General features: G+C 54.5%; 17 protein-coding genes. 11 read left to right on the top strand and 6 right to left on the bottom strand.

Annotated elements, in window-relative coordinates; all coding sequences use genetic code 11:
* Positions 1–139 precede the first annotated feature (139 nt).
* The 3 genes from putA to AUQ42_RS08150 all read left to right on the top strand — a co-directional run bounded on the left by putA (position 140) and on the right by AUQ42_RS08150 (position 5,395).
* The gene (gene putA, locus AUQ42_RS08165) at positions 140–3,943 is read left to right on the top strand and encodes a bifunctional proline dehydrogenase/L-glutamate gamma-semialdehyde dehydrogenase PutA (RefSeq protein WP_068518580.1); all 3,804 of its coding nucleotides are present in this window, start codon (positions 140–142) and stop codon (positions 3,941–3,943) included.
* Positions 3,944–4,374: 431 nt separating this feature from the next.
* Positions 4,375–5,004 (top strand): BON domain-containing protein, encoded by a 630-nt coding sequence (locus AUQ42_RS08155; RefSeq protein WP_068518578.1) that lies wholly within the window; start codon positions 4,375–4,377, stop codon positions 5,002–5,004.
* 157 nt (positions 5,005–5,161) lie between these two features.
* Positions 5,162–5,395, top strand: coding sequence for a bacterioferritin-associated ferredoxin (locus AUQ42_RS08150; RefSeq protein ID WP_068518577.1), 234 nt, complete (start codon positions 5,162–5,164; stop codon positions 5,393–5,395).
* A gap of 94 nt (positions 5,396–5,489) precedes the next feature.
* Here AUQ42_RS08150 and AUQ42_RS08145 read toward each other — a convergent pair whose 3' ends face one another.
* A complete protein-coding gene (locus tag AUQ42_RS08145; protein WP_068518576.1) occupies positions 5,490–6,548 on the bottom strand; it encodes a Glu/Leu/Phe/Val dehydrogenase dimerization domain-containing protein in 1,059 nt (352 codons plus the stop codon).
* A 586-nt stretch (positions 6,549–7,134) separates the two neighbouring features.
* On the opposite strand from AUQ42_RS08145, the gene AUQ42_RS08140 reads away from it, so the two are divergent.
* The gene (locus AUQ42_RS08140; protein WP_068518736.1) at positions 7,135–7,368 is read left to right on the top strand and encodes a hypothetical protein; all 234 of its coding nucleotides are present in this window, start codon (positions 7,135–7,137) and stop codon (positions 7,366–7,368) included.
* A gap of 113 nt (positions 7,369–7,481) precedes the next feature.
* On the opposite strand, the gene AUQ42_RS08135 is transcribed toward AUQ42_RS08140, so the two are convergent.
* The 4 genes from AUQ42_RS08135 to AUQ42_RS08120 all read right to left on the bottom strand — a co-directional run bounded on the left by AUQ42_RS08135 (position 7,482) and on the right by AUQ42_RS08120 (position 11,635).
* A complete protein-coding gene (locus AUQ42_RS08135; RefSeq protein WP_068518735.1) occupies positions 7,482–8,072 on the bottom strand; it encodes a 2-hydroxychromene-2-carboxylate isomerase in 591 nt (196 codons plus the stop codon).
* Between the two features lie 146 nt (positions 8,073–8,218).
* The gene (locus AUQ42_RS08130) at positions 8,219–9,313 is read right to left on the bottom strand and encodes a hypothetical protein (protein ID WP_231856712.1); all 1,095 of its coding nucleotides are present in this window, start codon (positions 9,311–9,313) and stop codon (positions 8,219–8,221) included.
* Between the two features lie 113 nt (positions 9,314–9,426).
* A complete protein-coding gene (locus AUQ42_RS08125) occupies positions 9,427–10,563 on the bottom strand; it encodes an NAD(P)/FAD-dependent oxidoreductase (RefSeq protein ID WP_068518574.1) in 1,137 nt (378 codons plus the stop codon).
* A gap of 46 nt (positions 10,564–10,609) precedes the next feature.
* Complete coding sequence (locus AUQ42_RS08120; protein ID WP_231856711.1) at positions 10,610–11,635, bottom strand: hypothetical protein; 1,026 nt, start codon at positions 11,633–11,635, stop codon at positions 10,610–10,612.
* Positions 11,636–11,829: 194 nt separating this feature from the next.
* Between AUQ42_RS08120 and AUQ42_RS08115 the strand changes: the two genes are divergently transcribed.
* From AUQ42_RS08115 to pgmG, 6 genes are all read left to right on the top strand, one after another.
* Positions 11,830–12,729, top strand: a complete 900-nt coding sequence (locus AUQ42_RS08115) for a division plane positioning ATPase MipZ (protein WP_068518573.1) — start codon at positions 11,830–11,832, stop codon at positions 12,727–12,729.
* Between the two features lie 67 nt (positions 12,730–12,796).
* Positions 12,797–13,519, top strand: a complete 723-nt coding sequence (locus AUQ42_RS08110; protein ID WP_068518572.1) for a hypothetical protein — start codon at positions 12,797–12,799, stop codon at positions 13,517–13,519.
* The gene (locus tag AUQ42_RS08105; RefSeq protein ID WP_068518571.1) at positions 13,519–14,355 is read left to right on the top strand and encodes a molecular chaperone DnaJ; all 837 of its coding nucleotides are present in this window, start codon (positions 13,519–13,521) and stop codon (positions 14,353–14,355) included. The genes AUQ42_RS08110 and AUQ42_RS08105 overlap by 1 nt, the downstream gene beginning before the upstream one ends.
* Positions 14,356–14,467: 112 nt before the next feature.
* Positions 14,468–15,355: a UTP--glucose-1-phosphate uridylyltransferase GalU gene (gene galU, locus AUQ42_RS08100; protein WP_068518570.1), complete on the top strand. Its 888-nt coding sequence runs from the start codon at positions 14,468–14,470 to the stop codon at positions 15,353–15,355.
* A gap of 80 nt (positions 15,356–15,435) precedes the next feature.
* Positions 15,436–16,752, top strand: coding sequence for a UDP-glucose/GDP-mannose dehydrogenase family protein (locus AUQ42_RS08095; RefSeq protein WP_068518569.1), 1,317 nt, complete (start codon positions 15,436–15,438; stop codon positions 16,750–16,752).
* An 8-nt stretch (positions 16,753–16,760) separates the two neighbouring features.
* The gene (gene pgmG / locus AUQ42_RS08090) at positions 16,761–18,176 is read left to right on the top strand and encodes a phosphoglucomutase/phosphomannomutase PgmG (protein WP_068518568.1); all 1,416 of its coding nucleotides are present in this window, start codon (positions 16,761–16,763) and stop codon (positions 18,174–18,176) included.
* Between the two features lie 123 nt (positions 18,177–18,299).
* Here the strand turns inward: pgmG and AUQ42_RS08085 are convergent, their stop codons facing one another.
* Entirely contained in the window at positions 18,300–19,490 is a 1,191-nt protein-coding gene (locus AUQ42_RS08085; RefSeq protein ID WP_231856710.1) for a D-alanyl-D-alanine carboxypeptidase family protein, read from the bottom strand.
* A 331-nt stretch (positions 19,491–19,821) separates the two neighbouring features.
* Here AUQ42_RS08085 and AUQ42_RS08080 point away from each other — a divergent pair, with 331 nt between their 5' ends.
* Positions 19,822–20,535, top strand: coding sequence for a hypothetical protein (locus AUQ42_RS08080; RefSeq protein WP_068518566.1), 714 nt, complete (start codon positions 19,822–19,824; stop codon positions 20,533–20,535).
* The last annotated feature ends 209 nt before the right edge of the window (positions 20,536–20,744 follow it).

Here is a 20,744-nt window from a genome sequence, read left to right as displayed (position 1 = left end):
TACGGAAAAATGGCAGCACATTTTTAGGGTGAAATACTAATGTCTGAGGCCATAGAGGTGCCATCAGGCTCAAAAAGCAGTGCTTTGTGCTGTTTTGCGACCCGTCAAAGTCAATAATACCAGGGAGAGGTCGAACAACATGTTCCGCGCTGAATTGCCCCAACCCAACGATATCCGCCAGCAGATCCGTGATGCGTATCGCGCGGACGAAGAAGCTGCCGTCGAACGCCTGATCGAAAAGGCGCGCCTGTCCCCCGAACAGACCGCACGCGTTCAGTCACGCGCCTATCAGCTGGTCGCCAATGTTCGCAAGGCCGACAATGGCAAAAGCGGCATTGATGCGTTGCTCCATGAATATGAATTGTCGAGCAAGGAAGGCGTCATTCTGATGTGTCTGGCCGAAGCATTGCTGCGCGTGCCAGATGCCGTTACCGCCGATAAACTTATTCAGGACAAACTGTTTGATGCGGACTGGCAAAGCCATCTGGGTCATTCCGACAGTTTCTTTGTCAATGCGTCGACCTGGGGGCTGATGCTGACCGGGAAGGTCATCAAATTTGGCAAGGCGGAAAAGGCCGATCCGGGCCGTTTGCTTAAACGCATGATCGCACGATCGGGCGAGCCGGTCATTCGCAAGGCCTTCAATCAGGCCATGCGCATCATGGGCCGCCAGTTCGTGATGGGCCGCACCATTGATGAGGCCGCCGAACGTGCCAAGGCGAACGAGGAAAAGGGTTATCGCTATTCCTATGATATGCTGGGCGAAGCGGCCCGCACCATGGAAGACGCCGATCGGTACTACAAGGCATATGAAGACGCGATCAATGATATCGGTCGGGTTGCCAATGGTCGCGGTCCGATCGACAGCCCGGGTATTTCGGTAAAGCTCTCGGCGATCCACCCGCGCTATGATTTTGCCAATTATGACCGCGTCATGAATGAATTGACGCCGCGCCTGAAACAACTGGCGTTGCTGGCCAAGAAATATGACATCGGCTTTACCGTCGATGCCGAGGAAGCCAACCGTCTTGACCTGTCGCTTGATGTGATCGGGGCGGTGTTTGCCGACCCGGAACTTGATGGCTGGGAAGGATATGGTCTTGCCGTGCAGGCCTATCAGAAACGGGCCTATTACGTTCTGGAATGGCTTGCTGATCTGTCGGTCAAGGTGGGCCGCAAAATGATGGTGCGCCTGGTGAAGGGCGCCTATTGGGATACCGAAGTCAAATTCAGTCAGGAAAACGGGTTTGAAGGTTATCCCTGCTTCACGCGCAAGGCATCAACCGACGTTTCCTATCTGGCCTGTGCAAAGCTGATGCTGTCGCGTCGTGATGCATTCTATTGCCAGTTCGCAAGCCACAATGCCCATACCGTTGCCTCGATCCTTGAAATGGCGGGCAATGACCGCACCTTTGAATTCCAGCGCCTGCATGGCATGGGCGAAGCCCTTTATGAGCAGATCGTCGACAAGGACGGCGAAAACGTCCCGTGCCGCGTTTATGCCCCGGTCGGCACCCATGAAGACCTTCTGGCCTATCTGGTGCGTCGTCTGCTTGAAAACGGTGCAAATACAAGCTTCGTGAACCGTATCCAGGACGAGCAGCTTCCGATCGAGGAAATGATCGCCGATCCGATCGAAAAGATGGCGGCACTTCCGCGCAAGACCCATCCGAAGATCCCCGCACCGGTTGATCTATATGGGGCGGGCCGCGTCAATTCGCGCGGTATTGATCTGACCGATACCAACAAGCTGCTTCCGCTGAATGCCAAGCTTGCAGAATTCCAGCGCAAGACCTGGTCGGCTGCGCCGTTGATTGATGGCAAGCTGGTTGCGGGTACGCCGATTGATGTCGTCAATCCGGCGAAACTTGGCGAAAAGGTCGGTGACCTTGTTCAGGCCACAGAAGCCGATGTTGATGCCGCCGTTGCGGCGGCGGTCAAGGGCTATGAAATCTGGAACAAGACACCGGCATCTGAGCGGGCGAATGCGCTGCGTCGTCTGGGGGATCTGCTTGAAGACAATATGGACGAGTTCATCGCCCTGTGTCAGCGCGAAGCAGGCAAGCTTTATTCCGATGGCGTTGCCGAAGTGCGCGAAGCGGTTGATTTCTGCCGCTATTACGCAAACCGGGCCGAGGAAACCTTCCGCGAGGGAACGGTTCTTGAAGGACGCGGCGTGTTCGTCTGTATCAGCCCGTGGAACTTCCCGCTTGCGATCTTCCTTGGGCAGGTGACTGCGGCCCTTGCCGCGGGGAATGCCGTTATTGCCAAGCCGGCCGAACAGACATCACTGGTTGCGGCCCGCGCCGCCGAGCTGATTCTTGAAGCCGGAATTCCCGGTGCAGCGTTCAATCTGCTTCCCGGTCCGGGACGCGTTATTGGTAACCAACTGATCAATGATCCGCGGATCGCCGGTGTGGCCTTTACCGGGTCGACCGAAACCGCACAGGTGATCAACCAGGCGCTTGCCAAACGTCCGGGCGTTCCATTGCCGCTGATTGCGGAAACCGGTGGTCAGAATGCCATGATCGTTGATTCGACCGCCTTGCCCGAACAGGTGGTGCAGGACGCGATCATTTCCGGCTTCCAGTCGGCAGGGCAGCGTTGCTCGGCCCTGCGTGTCCTGTTTGTTCAGGAAGATATCGCAGACAAGCTGTGCCACATGCTGGTTGGCGCGATGAAGGAATTGCGGGTCGGCGATCCGAAATTCCTTGATATCGATGTCGGTCCGGTGATTGACGAAAAATCCCGCAAGACCCTTGAAGCGCATGCCGAACGCATGAAAAAGGAAGCCAAGCTGCTTCATGCCTGTGATGTTCTGCCGGAATGCAAGGGTGGCACATTCTTTGCCCCGCATTGCTTTGAAATTCCGTCGCTTGATGTTCTTGAACGCGAAGTCTTTGGTCCGGTCGTGCATGTGATCCGATACAAGGCGCGTGATCTTGACAAGGTTCTCGATCAGATCAATGCATCGGGCTATGGCCTGACCATGGGAATTCATTCCCGTATTGATGGCACCGTGCGTCAGATTTCGCAGAAATTGCGGGTTGGCAACTGCTATGTGAACCGCAACATGATCGGTGCGGTGGTCGGTGTTCAGCCGTTCGGCGGGCAGGGCAAATCCGGAACCGGGCCCAAGGCCGGTGGTCCGCACTATGTCGAACGCTTTGCCAAGCCGATTGCCGTCACCGGGAATGCCGATCAGGAAGCCGGTTTTGATGACCGTTCACCGATTATCGTCAAAGATGTCATTCCGTCTGACGAATATGCCGCCATACTGGGTGCGCAGGAAACCTGGCAGGCTGTTGATGGCAACGAACGGGTACGCATTCTTGAAAAGCTTGCGGCAAAGCTGACGGCTTCGGGCAAGGCCGAACTTGTCGCCGGTGCGCATCACATCGCCAATTTCGCAGCGGTTTCCGAAAACGGTTTCGTCGCACCCAAACGGATGCCCGGCCCGACCGGTGAAACCAACGACCTTTATTGCCTTGGTCGCGGTGTCTATCTGGTGCAGGTCGACAAAAATGCCGAACCCGTCCGCGTGATCCGCCATCTTGGTGCCGCACTCGCCGCTGGTAACGCGGTTATTCTGGCCGGTGATCAGAAGTGGCTTGGCGATATTCCGGCTCTGGTGATCGATGCCGGATTGCCTGACAATCTGGTCAAATCGGTTGGTACCAATACCGGCCTTGGCGCGATGTATGACGGGGCGATTGCCGGTGTGTCCTGTGTCGCGCCGCTGGATCGGGTTACGGCCTTCAAACAGCTTCTGGCAAAGCGCGATGGCGCGATCCTGTCGCTGATTTCCGATAGCGGTGCCGAAGATGACGGTGCGCTTCCTGATGAAGCCTTCCTGCATCGCTTTGCCACGGAAAAGACCATCACCATCAATACCACGGCGGCTGGTGGCAATGCGTCGCTGATGTCGATGGATGAAAACTGATCCACCTGCGATGGTGGCAGATGCATGGACCGGGATGAAAATTCCGGTCCATTTTTCTTTCATTCATTTTATTTTATGTACTATGCGGCCCTGCGCATTTGCGGCGGGCTTTTTTTTGTCAAAATTCACTGCAATAGATGAAAGAGCCAAAAGCACGTTGCGTTAATTCTGATCCACTTTGCGCGATATCGGCCCCTGTTTGAAATCAAACGAAGGCCAGCAGGGACAAGGCCGGACCGGTGGTGTGAACCACTGGACAACCGGCCGACTGAAGCCGGACAAGGTGAACCAGATTTGATGCAGCAGGCTTTTAAAACAGGAACAGATCAGGATTTGTCGCGTTTGTTCAGAATGGATGACGGATCGCGACACATTCGGATCGCCCGATATTTTTGAACCCATGCCGGGCAGGCATGAAAAGGAGAACATTGATGATCAAGGTTAACCGAGGCTGGCGCAGTGTGATGAAGACGCTTTCGGTCTGTGCAGTTTTGGCAGCGCCGCTTGCTGCTTGTGGACCGCTTCAAATGCCGCTTGAAGACCGCACGGGTAACGACCAGTGGCTTGATACCCAGATCAAGTCAGGCATCCTTGGCGAGTTTTCCAAAGTGGATCACACCTATCTGATGGATGTGAATATCGACATCTGGAAACAGAATGTCATGGTCACCGGCATGGTTGATTCAAAGGGCAAATATTACGATGTGATGTCGCTGGTCAAACAGGATAACCGCATCAAGACGGTCTATGATCATCTGGTGATTGCCGATCAGGAAACCATCGATGCCTATCACCGTGCCGAAGACCAGTATGGCAAAAATGCCGTGCCGGCGGATTCGGCCACCCAGTCCGTTTCCGACGTCTGGATCGAAGGCCAGATTAAGGCATTGTTATTGGCCGAAAAAGGTGTGAGTTCCGTCAACTATCGTTGGCAGGCCGTGCAGAATGTCGTCTATATCATGGGCGAAGCGCAGACCGATGAGGAGCTCAATAAGGTGCTTTCGATCGTGCGCCGGATCAAAGGTGTATCGCGCGTGGTCAGCCACGTAAGCGTTGCCTGATCTTACTGTAAGTAAACAGTTTTTCGAAAATTCCCCGCAGAGATTAAACCCTGCGGGGAATTTTTTTGTCGCTGAAACTTGCGAAAGTGTTTGAAAACTATTCGCAGTTACCTTAGATGTGAGTGCACGTAATTAATAACTGATTGCAATCGCACTTATGTATGTCTGCATCTGCAACGCGCTAAGGGAAAAGGACGTCCGCCGTGCCGCCGAAGAAGGCGGTGCTTCGCGTCCGGCAGAAGTTTTCCGTTTTCATGGCTGTGCCCCACAATGCGGCAAATGCGCCTGTCACATGCGCGCCGAATTGCTGCAGGCAAAAACATGCGGCAATTGTGATTGCGATGATGCAGCAGCCGTAACCGCGAACGTCGCACCAATCGCGGCGGAGTAAGGTCGCCTGATCAAATCGTTATATTAAAAAGGCGAAGCATATACAGCTTCGCCTTTTTGGCTTGTCCTGTTTGATCCAGACGGTTCTACCTGGATCAGGCCGCCCTGCGGGTCAGACCAAAACGTTCTTCAGCCAGGCGGTCGGCGACAAAGCCGGTCGACAGGTTTTGCTGTTTGGCGCGTTCAAAGATTTCGCGCACCGTGATCGCAATGCCTTCGATATGTTTGTTGGTTTCGGCCACCGGCTTGCCTTCGCGGCAATAGTGGACTTCTACCACACCGCCGGCATTGATGACGTAATCAGGAGCATAAAGAATGCCGGCTTCGCGCAACATGTCACCATGGCGGTCATGTTCGAGCTGATTGTTTGCGGCACCGGCGATGATGCCGACCCGCAATTTTTCGATGGTCTTGTCATTGATCACCCCGCCCAGCGCACAAGGCGCAAGAATATCGGCCTCGGTGGCAAGGATATCGTCGACCGAAACGGCGGTGGCGCCAAAGGCATTAACCGCGGCGGTGACGCTGTTATTGTTCAGGTCTGCGACAATCAGCTTGGCCCCCGCATCATGGAGCATCTGACACAGGTGATAGCCGACATGGCCAAGGCCCTGAACGGCAACCCGCAATCCGGTCAGATCATCGCTGCCGAATTTGAAGCGCGCGGCTTCTTTCAAGCCAATGAACACGCCATAGGCCGTGAACGGGGATGGATCACCGGTGCGGGCCGGGTCGGAGCCGTCATTGATGCCGCCGACATGTTTGGTCTGGCTTGCGATCTGTTCCATGTCTTCGGGGCTGGTGCCGACGTCTTCGGCGACGATATAACGCCCGCCCACCTGTTCAACAGCGCGGCCCATGGCGCGGAACAGTTCCGGTGTCTTCTGGCTGCGCGGGTCGCCAATGATCACGGATTTGCCGCCGCCAAGCGGAAGGTTGGCAAGGGCTGACTTGTACGTCATGCCGCGCGACAGGCGAAGCACATCATGAATGGCTTCCTGTTCGCTGGCATAGGGCCACATGCGGCAACCGCCAAGCGACGGACCAAGATTGGTATTGTGGACGGCAATGATGGTTTTCAGGCCAGTGGTTTCGTCACTGGCAAACACGACCTGTTCATGGCCATCAAATGCGGTATCGGAAAAGACGTTCATCCTATTGCAGCCTCCTGGCAGCATCATTGTTCTGGTGCAGGCTGATGCCTGCTTATTCTTTTATGTTTGATGCATTGCCGATCCGATCAATTTCAAATTCATCGAACAGCCAAAAAAGAACGTTTCGGTTGGGGCGTGATGATGGCGTGGAATTTTATGATCATTGCGCATTTGCTTTGAAATATTATTTCGCGACCTGTGCGCTGCAGCATGTTGTCGGCGCGCGGAAGTGACCCATTTGGGGGCGGAATATGATTCTTTTTGATCGGAAATCGCGCACAAAAAACGCGATCCGGTCGGTATTGTAGCTGCATTTGTGGCAATCAATTTTCCAGTCTCGATTTTTTGCGTGCTATGCGCGCTGATCACCGCTGACCGGGCGTTTGACGGAGATGCAGCTATGACAAAATCGCACTTGAAACCGGAGCAATTAACCGTGAAATACGAATTAACCGGACAATTTACGGCTCGTTAAGGCACGAAACGTAAGCTGATGGTTGGGTATCTTGTGGTTGAGATTCCCGGTTCAGGACACGACGGCGTCTGGGCGGCGCCGCCGGACAAAAAAGTAAGGAGATCGGCGGAAATGTCTGCATTCACAGACCATCGCCAGACCGTTTTCGAAGTTGAATTGCACAACCAGGCCGTTCGCGAATGCGTCAAGGAAAACCGTTCCCACGATATCTTTGACGACCGCTGGGCGGATGTGCAAACCCGTGAAGTTGCAGCCTGCGACGAGATGAAGGCCCTTGCCATGATCGAAAACACCTATCCGTCGTCTGACGGATTTGTTGTCGATCACGTCAAACGCCTTGTCTGAGGGGACAAGAAATCTGGTTGCTGATCTGATCAAAAACCAAACGAACGGGGCGGGAAATTTTCCCGCCCCGTTCGTTTGTGGATGATGTTTTCGCAGGCGATCAAGCCCGGGACTTAGCCAAGGGCGCGGTCAACGAAATCAAGCCGGTCCTGTCCCCAGAACATTTCATTGCCAACGAAATAGGTCGGAACACCAAAGATGTTGCGATCGCGCGCGGTCTGGCAATTGTCATCGTAAATCCGGGCAATTTCCGGAAGGTCGGCATTCTCAAGATATTCCAGTGACAGCCCGCTTGCCGAAAGCGCATCGCGAATAACAGCCGGATCGGTAACGTCGCGTTCACGAAGCCAGATGTCGCCCATCAGGGTTTCGGTCAGGTCTGCGACATCCTTGCCGTCTTCCTGGACTGCAATGATGGTCCGCGCGGCCAAGGTTTCGTCGACCGGGAAGAATTTGGGGTGCAGATTGATGGGAAGATCAAGAAATTCCGACCAGCGTTTAAGTTCTACCAGGCGGTAATCCTGACGCGGTTTCGGGCGTTTTGCCAGGGGCACGCCGCCACCATGTTCCCAGACATCTGCCGCGCGGCAGGGCTTGTGAATGATGTCGACACCATGTTTTTTGGCAATGTCGACGGCGCGGCGAAAACCGAAAAACGACCAGGGCGACTGGACGAAAAAGTAATGGATGATCGGTTCGGACAAGTTGGCCTCCTGTTTCTGCAAGGCAGATTATATTTTATCAATGCCCTACAGTGCCCAAGCCCGCCAAGGACGTCAAATGCCAGTCGTCGCGAAGGCACGACGATACGATCATTTATGCGTGAAGGTCGTTTTTCGGTAGAACGGGATCAGTAATCAAGCCACCAGGCGTATTCATCAAGACCCCCAAGCAGGGCGCCGTCAAAGCCCAGCTTCATGATGCCGCCAAGATAACTGTTCTCGCTGCCATAAATCAGGCTTTGCCATTCACGTTTCCAGTAATAGACGTGATGTTCCTGACCCCAGCGGGCCAGAAGGTTGCCTTCGCCGACAAAGTCCGGAGAACCGGCGCGCCAGTTGCTTTGCCAGTAATAGCGATATGTTTCCGCCGTCGCGACATTGATATAGGCCATGATAGTGCGCGGTGTGCCGGTCTTTTTGTAGCGCAGGCGCTTCATGTCATCATAGGTCAGCGGGATGGTTCCCCGATGGAACGGATCAATGATCAGCGTGTCGTAATTGGTCTGGGCCAGCGCATTGATATAGGCGTCTTTGGTGCCATATGGCGAGCTGTCCAGAACCATGGCAAAGTTTTTGGCCTGACGCAGATTGTCGACCACATGCGGGTTGGAATTGATCGGTGTACTTGGGACCTTCGCAAGACTTGAAAGCTGCATGCCCGGTGGCGGGGCAGCATAATAAAGGGCGTCCAGCCCCGAAAGCCGTTGGCGTGCGGTCTGCATATCACCGAGTTTGTCGGTATAATCAACGACCAGATATTTCAGGCCTTCATATTTCAGCCGTTCAAGGTAGCCGAGGATATATTTGCTTTCCTCGTCCTCGGTCGGTTCGCCGTAATTGTCATAACCGAAAAACGGTGCTTCGGTCAGGATGCCGTCAAGGGCGCGCAAATAATCGCGTGCGGGTTCTGCGGTGCCGCGGGCGGCAAACAGGGTGGTTTCCAGATATTCGGTCAGCTCAAGCCCGTTCATCGCGACAATCGAAAAGTCGCTGCGATAGCTTTTTGCCCAACGACTGATGGCAATCACATAGTCACGCATCTCGTCGGTGAATTCGACTTTCGGCTTTCCGGTATCAATCCCGGATCCGCGGCCGGAACTCAGACTGTTCGGCGCGATGGTAAATGGTTCAAGTTGCTGGGCATGAAGGGCAAGCGGGCTTGACGCGATCAAGGCGCTGCCAAGTCCCAACATGCTTCTTGCAAGAAAACGGCGTCGCGACATGGTGGATGAAGGATGCCGGCCCTCTGGCAGCAATGCCCTGTCCTGTGTGCGAACCGAATTTTTCTGGCGTGCTTTTCCCATTCTTTACCCGTCGCTGGTTACCCAAAATGGCTTCACGATGCCGCTTGGAGGTCGCCTTTTTGTGTCATCAGGTCGGTTACCCGGGCACCGATCGCAAGTGACGCAGTCAGTCCGGGTGATTCAATACCATAGAGCATTACAAGTCCATTAAGACCATGGACCTTTTCATCGGCGATCATGAAGTCGCGGGCGGCTTCGCCGGGGGCCTGAATTTTGGGGCGAACCCCGGCATAACCGGTCTGAAGGGCATCTTCATTGAGATCAGGATAGTATTTGCGGATGGCCTCGGCAAAGGCAGACCGGCGTTCCTCGGGGACATCGTAATTTGGCTGATCAACCCAGGTGACATCCGGACCAAACCGCGCCTGTCCACCCAGATCAAGTGTCAGATGAATACCAAGACCGGCCTGTTCAGGTGCCGGATAGATCAGGGTGGAAAAGGGGGCCTTGCCCGACAGGGTAAAGTAGCATCCACGCGCATAATGTTGTGGCGGAACAGTGTCGGATGGCAAACCGGCAAAGCTGCGACCAACCGTCTGGCTGTGCAATCCGCCCGCCACCACCAGTTCGGCGCAGGTCAGGCTCATTTCTTCGCCATCGGCATCACGGGTCGTCACCGTGTAAAGCCCGTTTGCGTGATCAACCGATGTGACCTTTGTATTGAGGGCTAGCGTGGCACCGTTGTTTTCCGCTTCGCCCAGCAACGTCACCATCAGCTGATGCGAATCAACGATGCCGGTGGACGGGCTGTGAAGGGCACCGACGCAATTCAGGGCGGGTTCACGTTCAAGGGCTTCTTCCTGACTAAGCCAGACAAGGTCCATCACGCCATTTTCACGGGCCTTTTTTTCAATTGCACCAAGCGCATCAAGCTGGTCATTGGCGGTGGCAACGATCAGTTTTCCTGTGCGTTTGTGATCGATGCCATTTTCCGCGCAGTAGCGATACAGCATTTCCTTGCCGGAAATGCACAGTTTGGCTTTCAGGCTGTCCTTCGGGTAATAGATCCCGGCATGAATGACTTCGCTGTTGCGGGCACTTGTTTCCGTGCCGATTGCATCATGCTGTTCAATGATCAGAACTTCACGGCCGGTATTGGCAAGAGAACGGGCACAAGCCAGTCCGACGACGCCGGCGCCAATGACGATTGTTTGGATATCTGCGGTCATATTCTGTCGTTTCGTTGGGGCGGAAATTTGAATGATGTGTGTCTGGTCAGTTTGCCTGACGGAAATAAACAGCCTGTCCCTGGTTGTCCTGTCCGTCACCGGTAACGGTCGCCGCACTTTCACTGGTGTAATGTCCGCGGGCAAAGCTGCTGTCATTGCAGTAAACATACCAGCTGCCGAACGGCAAAGTTCCGGTCTGATATGCGCCGCCTTCGTGGCGCCAGATACCTTCGCAATGGCGCTGGTCGTCATCAAGGATCATGGTGCCTTCGCCGGATGGCTGATCAAAACGCAGCATGCCTGTGCCCCGAACGCCTTGCCAGTTGGTTGTGATCCGGATGCCATCTGTCGGTGGCGGTGTCGTGGTTCCGGCCGGCTGATCGGCATCAACGGACGGGGCCACTTCGGCAGTGGCTGGCGAGTTTTCCGGAAGTTCGATCATCAGTCTGCCAAACAACGCGGCGGCGAATTGCTGGGCGTCGATCATCGGCAATGCATTTTGCGGTGAAACCACGCCTGCCTGGGCCTGGACAAGGCCGGGGGTGCAGTAATAGCCAAGAATACGGCTGCCACGCTGTGTCTGGGTTTGCGGATCCCACTGACCGACAAAGGCCACGCATTGTGACCCCTGACGGACAAATGGCGTCAGTGCAACCGGACCATAGCGCGTATCCTGGACAAAGCCCTTGCCATTGATGGCGGTGCGGTCCTTTAGAGCGTCAAACATGTCAAGCAGACGGTCCGGTGCCATGGCGGTGCTGAACCGGAAACCGGGTGCGGATGTCGTGTAAACGGTTTCGAGATAAAGGTCGCTTGCGGCTGTTTGCGGCTCCTTCGGGGTGCGCGGTGCGAACCATCGACCCACAAAAACCGTGCTGTTGTCGCGATACTGACGCAGGAAGGCTGTCTGGCCATCCAGCTGTGTTGTAAAGTTAACGGGGCTTTGATCGGCGGGAATCTGTTCAAATGCACCGGCCTGTTGGGCTGATGCCACATGCGGCACAGAAATCGCCAAGCTGGCAAATATGGCGCCAAACACCGCCGCCCGATACCTCACATCGCGTCCTTTCATTTTGTTTTCAGGCGCATTTTTGCGCTGTGCTACCCTTATCTTTACCTTTGTGCATAAGGATTGGCTAGTGGTCAGTCGTTCGACATTGTCGAGATGAGTTTCTTTTACCTTGATTTTTACTGATAAAGTGGCTCATTGGGGTGATTGGTCATTGGGGACACAACCAATAAGCCTGAATAACGGAGCAGACATTCATGACGGTGCAAGAGACCAGCGCCAACGGGGACAGCGCAGGCCAACAGACTGCGACGGACAAACAACCGCAGTCCAACCGCGCCCATGTGATCGTGATCGGGAACGAAAAAGGGGGATCAGGCAAGTCGACCACGGCGATGCATCTGATTGTTTCCCTGATGAAGATGGGGTTCAAGGTCGGATCGCTTGATATCGATGCCCGTCAGGGGACCCTGACGCGTTATGTCGAAAACCGCACGGCATTCAATGAGAAAAAGCGTCTGAAGCTTCCGGTGCCCGATCATCGCCCGATCTATCGCAGCGAACTTCCTGATGCCAACGAGGCCAAGCTTGACGAACGCGAACGCTTTACGACCGCGTTGGGCGAAATGGTTCTGAGCTGCAATTTCGTGGTCATGGATTGCCCGGGCAGTGACAATTATCTGTCGCGTCTTGCCCATGCCTGTGCCGACACATTGATTACACCGATCAATGACAGCTTCATCGATCTGGACATGCTTGCGCGGATTGATCCCGACAGTCTGGCGATCAAGGGGCCCAGCATCTATGCCGAAATGGTGTGGGATGCGCGCAAACGCCGGGCGGCGATTGATGGCGGGACCATTGACTGGATCGTCATGCGCAACCGGTTGTCCCATCTTGATGCCCGTAACAAGCGCGATATCGCCGAAATTGTCGAAAAGCTTGCCGACCGCATCCGGTTCCGTCAGGCGCCGGGCTTCGGGGAACGTGTCATTTACCGCGAGCTGTTTCTCAAGGGGCTAACATTGCTGGACCTGCGGGAAAAAGGTGTCGGTATCCCGATGAGCATGTCCCATATGGCTGCCCGTCAGGAAGTGCGATCGTTGCTCGAAGTGATCGGCTTCAAACCGGCAGAGGGCGAAGAGTTGCCGATCTGACCGCCTGCGGCCTATATCTTGATGGACCCGACACAGTCCAAACGACATATAAAGCAGGCAGGTCACCGTGAGCCGCAAAGATATTATCCCTGACACGTCAAGTAGCAGGGAAGTCGATGACTTCCTTAAGAATGCGCGTGATCTTGCTGTGCATGCACCGGCATCGGGTCCGTCGCAGGGGCGACTGATCTTTGCCATGGATGCAACTGCTAGCCGCCAGCCAAGCTGGGACCGGGCGGCGGAAATTCAGGCCGAAATGTTTGACGCGGTGGATGGCATCGGCGCACTTGATATTCAGCTTGTGTTCTTTCGCGGTCTGTCTGAATGCAAGGCAAGCGGGTGGTGTCGCAATGCCGGCACACTGCGCAACTACATTTCAAAGGTCAGCTGCCATGCCGGACATACCCAGATCGAGCGTGTTCTTGCCCATGTCGAACGTGAAGCGGACACCCACAAAATAAATGCCCTGATTTATGTCGGTGACTGCATCGAAGAAAACCCGGACCATTTGGCGCCGATTGCCGGGCGTCTGGCGTTAAAGGGGGTAAAGGCCTTCATGTTCCAGGAAGGAAATGACCGCGATGCCAGTTTCGCCTTTGGTGAAATTGCCCGTATTACGGGTGGCGCCTTCATGCAGTTTGATGCGCATTCTGCTGCAAAGCTTCGCAAATTGCTTGGCGCGGTGGCAAGCTATGCGGTCGGCGGGCACGACGGTTTGTCTTTGTATCAGAAGAAAACCGGGTCTGATGATGTCCTGATGCTTGGCCATCAATTGCGGAAACGTTCCTGATGCAGTGGGTTTTAATCGGTATTGCGGTCTTTGTTGCTGTCGGGTTTCTGATCCGCTGGCTGGCTGAGGCCGAGCCGAAAGATGTCCGCAAAATTGGTCTGTTCCTGATTGTAGGGCTTCTGGTCTTGCTTGCAATCTGGCTACTTTTGACCGGTAAAATTGCCGCAATGTCAGCAGCTTTGGCCGTAACAATGCCATTTTTGGTGCGGATGATGAAACTCGGTTTTTTATGGCCATTGTTTCGTCGGGCCTTTGCCCATTACCGGCGCCGGGCGCGTCCGGGACAGATGGGCGGAGGATCTGCCAATACCGGTGGTGTTGGTGGAATATCTGAAATTCGCACGGAAATTTTGCATATGCTGCTTGATCTTGAAACCGGACAAATGAAGGGAACGGTGTTGACCGGATCCTTTGCCGGAAAAGATTTAGACAGCTTGGGGGTTGACGACCTGCAGTTGCTTTTTGTTGACTGTTGTCGTGCAACGGACCAAAGCCGGACGGTTCTGGAAGCCTATTTTGATCGTCGGCCCGATTGTTCGGGTTGGCGGGAATGGCCACAGAGAGATCATGGCGATCACGATGCGCATTTCAGGGGAAACGACCGCAACAATGGCAAAAGAAGCCAGGGCAATAACGAAAGTGCCAGCACGGCGGACATGACTGCAGATGAAGCTCGACGAATCCTTGGTGTAGGGGCCAATGCCACCCGCGCGGAAATTAATCGGGCTTACAAGATCCAGATCAAGGCGGTCCACCCCGATCATGGGGGATCAGACTATCTGGCTGCACAAATCAACACCGCGCGAAGCCTTTTGTTACGGCTATGTAAAGATTAGCGTGAATTATTGGTGCGCTCGCTTGATAGATGTTCTTGAAATGTGGCAGAAGCATATTTGCCTGCACTTTCTGAACGAAGGGGCGTGCAGCGGTTGAAAAGGGAAGTTGTGAATGTCGAGAAAGATCAAGAAGGCTGTTTTCCCGGTTGCAGGTATGGGAACCCGTTTTTTGCCAGCAACCAAGGCCATGCCCAAGGAAATGCTGCCCGTTGTTGATAAGCCCCTTATCCAATACGCTGTTGAAGAGGCCATCGCCGCAGGCATTGAAGAATTCATCTTTGTGACCGGTCGCGGCAAAACGGCAATTGAAGACCATTTTGACCGTTCCGCCGAACTTGAAGCCATCCTGACCGAACGCGGAAAAACCGACGCGCTGGAAACAGCACTTGCCATGATCCCGGAAAACGGTCGTGTGACCTATACCCGTCAGGGTAATCCGCTTGGTCTTGGTCATGCGGTTCTGTGTGCCAAGTCTCTGGTCGGGGACGAGCCGTTTGTCGTTCTTCTGGCAGATGACCTTATCCAGGCCAAAACGCCATGCATGAAACAGATGGTCGAAAGTTATGGCCGGACCGGTGGCAACATGGTTGCCGTAATGGACGTGCCGCGCGAAGAGACCCAGCGCTATGGCGTTCTGGAAGTCGAAGGCACCAATGGCCGTCTGGTCAGTGCATGCGGCATGGTTGAAAAACCGAAACCCGAAGATGCGCCGTCAACCTTGTCGGCAATCGGGCGCTATATCCTTGATCCGGGTATTTTCGAAGTTCTCGAAAACATCCCGCGCGGGGCTGGCAATGAAATCCAGCTTACCGACGCGCTGGCAGCCATGATCGGTCACGTTCCGTTCTATGGATACCGTTTTGAAGGCCGTCGCTTTGATTGCGGCAACAAGATCGGCTTTCTTAAGGCGACCATGTCATTCGCGCTTGCGCGCGATGATATGCGCGACGATGTTCGCGAACTCATTCATGAATTCGCGGAAGGCGAAGCAGCAGAATAATTATTGAATTTCAACAAGAACTGACCGGAACGGGTAATAACTGTTTCGGTCAGTTCATTCTAAATTGGGAATAAACATCCATGCGCGTAGCAATGATCGGGACCGGATATGTTGGACTTGTTTCCGGTGCCTGTTTCTCCGAGTTCGGTACAGACGTGGTTTGTGTCGACAAAGACATCGAAAAAATCGCCCGTCTTGAAGACGGTATCATGCCAATCTACGAGCCCGGTCTGGATGTTCTGGTCGAAAATAACGTAAATGCAGGGCGCCTGACTTTTACCACCGATCTTAAAGAAGGTGTGAAGGATGCTGATGCGGTGTTCATTGCCGTCGGGACTCCGACCCGTCGTGGTGATGGACATGCCGATCTGAGCTATGTTTATGCCGCGGCCGAAGAAATCGCCGAGGCAATGGACGGCTTTACCGTGATCGTTACCAAATCGACGGTGCCGGTCGGGACCGGACGTGAAGTGGAACGTATTATCCGGGAAAAACGCCCGGATGCTGATTTTGCCGTGGTTTCCAACCCGGAATTCCTGCGTGAAGGCTCGGCGATTGGCGATTTCATGCGTCCGGACCGCGTTGTCATCGGTACAAGTGACGAGCGGGCCCGCGAAGTCATGTCCGATCTTTATCGTCCGCTGTATCTGATTGAAACGCCGATTGTTTTCACCACGCGTGAAACATCGGAAATGATCAAATATGCCGCCAACACCTTCCTGGCAGCCAAGATCACCTTCATCAACGAGATCGCCGATCTGTGTGAAAAAGTTGGTGCAGATGTGCATGACGTTGCGCGTGGCATCGGTCTGGATGGCCGTATCGGCAAGAAGTTCCTGCATCCTGGTCCGGGCTATGGCGGGTCCTGCTTCCCGAAAGATACGCTGGCGCTGGTGCGTACCGCCCAGGAACATGGCAGTCCGCTGCGCATTATTGAAACTGTGGTCGATGTGAATGCGAAACGCAAAAAATCGATGGCAGATCGTGTGATTTCAGCATGTGGCGGTTCGGTTGAGGGCAAAACGATTGGCATCCTTGGTCTGGCGTTCAAGCCCAATACCGATGACATGCGTGACGCGCCGAGCCTTGATATCATCCCGGCGCTGACGGCTGCTGGTGCCAGGATCAAGGCATTCGATCCCGAAGCAATGGAAGAAGCGCAGAAGCTTCTGGACGGGATCGAATATTGCGATGGTGCTTATGACGCGATCGACGGCGCAGACGCGATGGTTGTCCTGACCGAGTGGAACGAATTCCGCGGTATGGACCTTGATCGTATCAAGGATGCGCTTGCGCGCCCGATCGTTGTCGATCTTCGAAATGTTTATGATCCGACCGAAATGGCAGAAAACGGTTTCAGCTATTCCTGTGTCGGACGTGCAACTGTTGGAGGCTAATCCAAGCTATGACGAATTCCGCCGGATACAAGTTTGACAGTTCCGTTTTGCGTGAATACGACGTGCGTGGTGTGGTCGGACAGACCCTTCATGCTGCCGATGCACATGCATTGGGTAAGGCCTTTGGGACCATGGTGCGCCGTTCCGGTGGCAAGCGCGTCGCCCTGGGACGGGATGGACGGTTGAGTTCCCCCGAACTTGCCGAGGCCCTGACAGAAGGGCTGCTTTCGACCGGATGCGATGTTGTGCGTATCGGTCGCGGTCCGACCCCGATGCTGTATTTTACGGTTTACGATGAAAAAACCGATGCAGGCATCATGGTGACCGGGTCTCACAACCCGTCAAACTATAACGGGTTCAAGATGCTCAATGCCGGGAAGTCGGTTTTTGGTGACGCCATCCAGGAGCTGGGCAAAATCGCCGCGGCCGGTGATTTCGAAACCGGGCAGGGTACGGTAAGTGACATCGACGTCGAAGACCGTTTTGTTACGCGTCTTTTGGCAGAACTTGATTGTGATGTACCCAACCCGATGACGATCGTCTGGGATTGCGGCAATGGTGCTGCTGGTGATGTTGTGCGCAAATTGACCGCACAATTGCCGGGAACCCATCATCTGCTGTTTGACGAGGTCGATGGTACTTTCCCCAATCACCATCCGGACCCGACAGTCGAAGCCAATCTGGTTGATCTGAAGGCCGCCGTTGCCAAGCATAACGCGGACTGGGGGGTCGCCTTTGATGGTGACGGTGACCGGATCGGCGTGATTGATGGCAAAGGCAATGTTCTATGGGGCGATCAGCTGTTGCAGATCTATGCGGCTGATGTGCTGGAACGCAAACCCGGTGCGGCGATCATTGCCGATGTCAAAGCCAGCCAGACCCTGTTTGACGAGGTCAACCGCCTTGGCGGCAATGCCATCATGTGGAAAACCGGTCATTCATTGATCAAGACAAAGATGATCGAGGCAAAAGCACCGATCGCCGGTGAAATGAGCGGGCATATCTTCTTTGCCGAACGCTATTACGGCTATGATGATGCAACTTATGCCGCCGTGCGTCTGTATCGCATTCTGGTCCAAAGCGGCAAAAGCCTGGCGGAATGGCGTGAAGCAATGCCGGTTGCGGTCAATACGCCCGAAACACGTATTGAATGCCCCGATGATCGCAAATTTGCCCTGATCGAAGAAGTACGTGCACGCCTGGCCGAAACCGGTGCCGAAGTCAGTGGTATCGACGGTGTTCGTGTCAGCACCGACGACGGCTGGTGGTTGCTGCGGGCGTCCAACACCCAGCCGGCAATTGTTGCGCGCTGTGAAGCCGGTGATGATGCCGGTCTCGCACGGCTTAAGGCACAGGTCACCGATCAGCTGGTAAAAAGCGGACTGAAATCGGATGATTTCTTTGCGTCGGGTGCCGGGCACTAGGTTTCTGATCCAACCAAATATGCGATCAAGCCCTGATCTGAATGTTCGGGACTGCGATCCAAAAGAAAAAGGCTGTCAGGTAAATCTGACAGCCTTTTTTCGTATCAGGGATTTGGTCGGAGCTTAGCCCGCGTCACCGGAATTGACCGGGATACAGGCAAGGTTTTCACGACGCAGGGCCGCACAGGCTGCCCGTGCTTCATTCTCGCCATCAAAACCGAGAAGACGCGCACGATAGACAACGCCGGTGCCACTGGCCTGTTGCTCAACCGCAGCGCGGGTCAGGCGCAGGACATCTGGCGCGGTACGGGCGGCTGCAAGAACGGCTTCCTGGGCACGGCGCTGATCACTGAAGGCACCAACCTGGATTGCCCAGCCGCTATTGGTTTCCGGTTTCAGACGGGTCACAACGGTTTGGGTATCAATCCGGCCCGGTTCTTCGACTTCGCGCAATGTTTCACGCTTTGCCATCAGCAACTGTGCATCGGCAGGCAGAATTTTGTCTTCCGGGCTGATGCGGGGCCGGGGAACGCGAATTTCGCCTTCCTTGGTCAGTTCGACATAGGCGCGATCCAGCAGCTTTTTCATCTGGTCATCACGGGTGCGGGCCGTGCGGCCGCCAAACACCACGCCAATCAACCGTTTTCCGTTCCGGTTGACCGATGCCACAAGGTTAAAGCCCGATGCGTTGATGTAGCCGGTCTTGATCCCGTCTGTCCCGTAATAGGACGCCAGAAGGTTGTTGTGGTTTCCATAGGTACGGTTGCCAAAACGGAACTTCTGGGTCGAGAAATAATGATAATAGCTGCCGAAATTCTTACGAAGTGCAACGGCAAGCGTGATCATGTCGCGTGCTGTTGTCATCTGCCCGCGATTGGGAAGGCCCGATGCATTGCGAAATGTCGTGCGCTTCATGCCCAGGCGGCGGGCCTCGGCGGTCATCATCTGGGCAAATTTGATTTCGGTACCGCCAAGATGTTCTGCCACAACCACGGCGACGTCATTGGCCGATTTTGTTACCAGTGCGAGGATCGCGTCCTTGACCGTAATGGTCTCGCCAGGTTGAAGACCAAGCTTCGACGGGGCCTGGCCCCAGGCGCGTTTAGACACTCTCATCGGGGTTGAAAGCGATACCTTGCCATTATCAAGCGCGTCAAAAAGCATATAAAGCGTCATGATCTTGGTCAGTGACGCAGGGTACACTTTATGGTCTGCACGGTATTCATGAAGCACATCACCAGTGTCACCATCGATGACCATGGCGGTATAGGTTCGTGCGATGGCCTTGTTCGGGACAAGGGTCGCGGAAAGCATGATTGCTGTCAGACACAAAAACGCAGCCAAACAGGCACGCAAGAAACTGTTGCGTGTCACAAGCGGTGTCTTGGCCAACGCATTTGGCCCGGAAGGGGTCGTTAAACGCATTATTCGGGCTCGGCTTTCGGTAGTCCCCAAGAACTAAATAAGACCAGTTTCGCATCCCAGCCTTAAACAAATGTTTAAGAGCGTCAATTTTTCGGCTTTTCTAAACGCGGCCATTCTGTGACCATCTTTCTGCGCGAACGTCACTTTTATATCTCCTGATCGGCAAAAAATCGAGGATCGAATGGTTAAATTAATCGCCCCATTTCTCAATAAGATAGGTATGCGTCGCGCCGGTTTGAACAGTTTGGCTGTTTTGTCGGTTGCTGCAATCGGGCTTGCTGGTTGCTCCTATACGCAAAACAGCGACATCAGCAATCCGCTGGTCAGAAAGTCAGCCTGGTTTTCCTATCTGAACGCCGATGACCTGCGCACAGCATGTTCTGCTGGCGATGCAGAAGGGCGGATTCGCATCATCTATAATGCGGATTATTACGACGAAGTGCGCGTCTTCGAGCTTGATCCACATGCCGGTAATCAGCAATTTGACCTGACAACCCGCGTTTTCGGCCCGGCACAGGTCAAGGAAATCAATGTCGAAATCAACGCGCCCCTTGGTGCGTTCGGCGGGGAACACGCAACCGATGTGATCGGGCGTGATGATTACATCGCGATCACCGATGCCTTGCAACAGGACGGATTCGGCACCCAGAAAGATCGCGACGGTATCCGGCTTTATTCTGATGACTATTACTGGGTCGCGATTGGATGTTCATCGGGATATGTGACGCTTGCGACATGGATGTCGGGTGTTGACGATCTGCGTGCACTCCAGTTCCCGGAAGTTTTGACCGAGCTTTCAAGCATCGACCGCAAATTGCCGGAACCGCCGGCACAGGAAAATGCGCGGTCTCAATCTGCTGCCCAGGTTCAAACCATTCAAAATAACGAGTCCGGGACATTTTATCGGACGGTGCGCGGAAACATGCTGCGCTAAACCATAAAATTCAGAATGCGATCACGATGACGGGGATGTTTGGGAAAACGTCCCCGTTATTTTTTGGTGCGCCCGGTGGGACAAGTGCGCGCAGTGCAAGCTGTTAGATGCTTGTTTGGTTTGTGCTTTTGGCCGACTGCAATTCGCCGGGCGGGTGTGATGAACTGATTTTATCAGGGCGGCTGTGCTTTGCGTCGCGGTTTTGTCAC

This window comes from Thalassospira sp. MCCC 1A02491, from assembly GCF_001613785.1.
In the GTDB taxonomy this organism is placed as follows: Bacteria; Pseudomonadota; Alphaproteobacteria; order Rhodospirillales; family Thalassospiraceae; genus Thalassospira; species Thalassospira povalilytica.
This window is presented reverse-complemented; position numbering and strand designations above follow the sequence as displayed.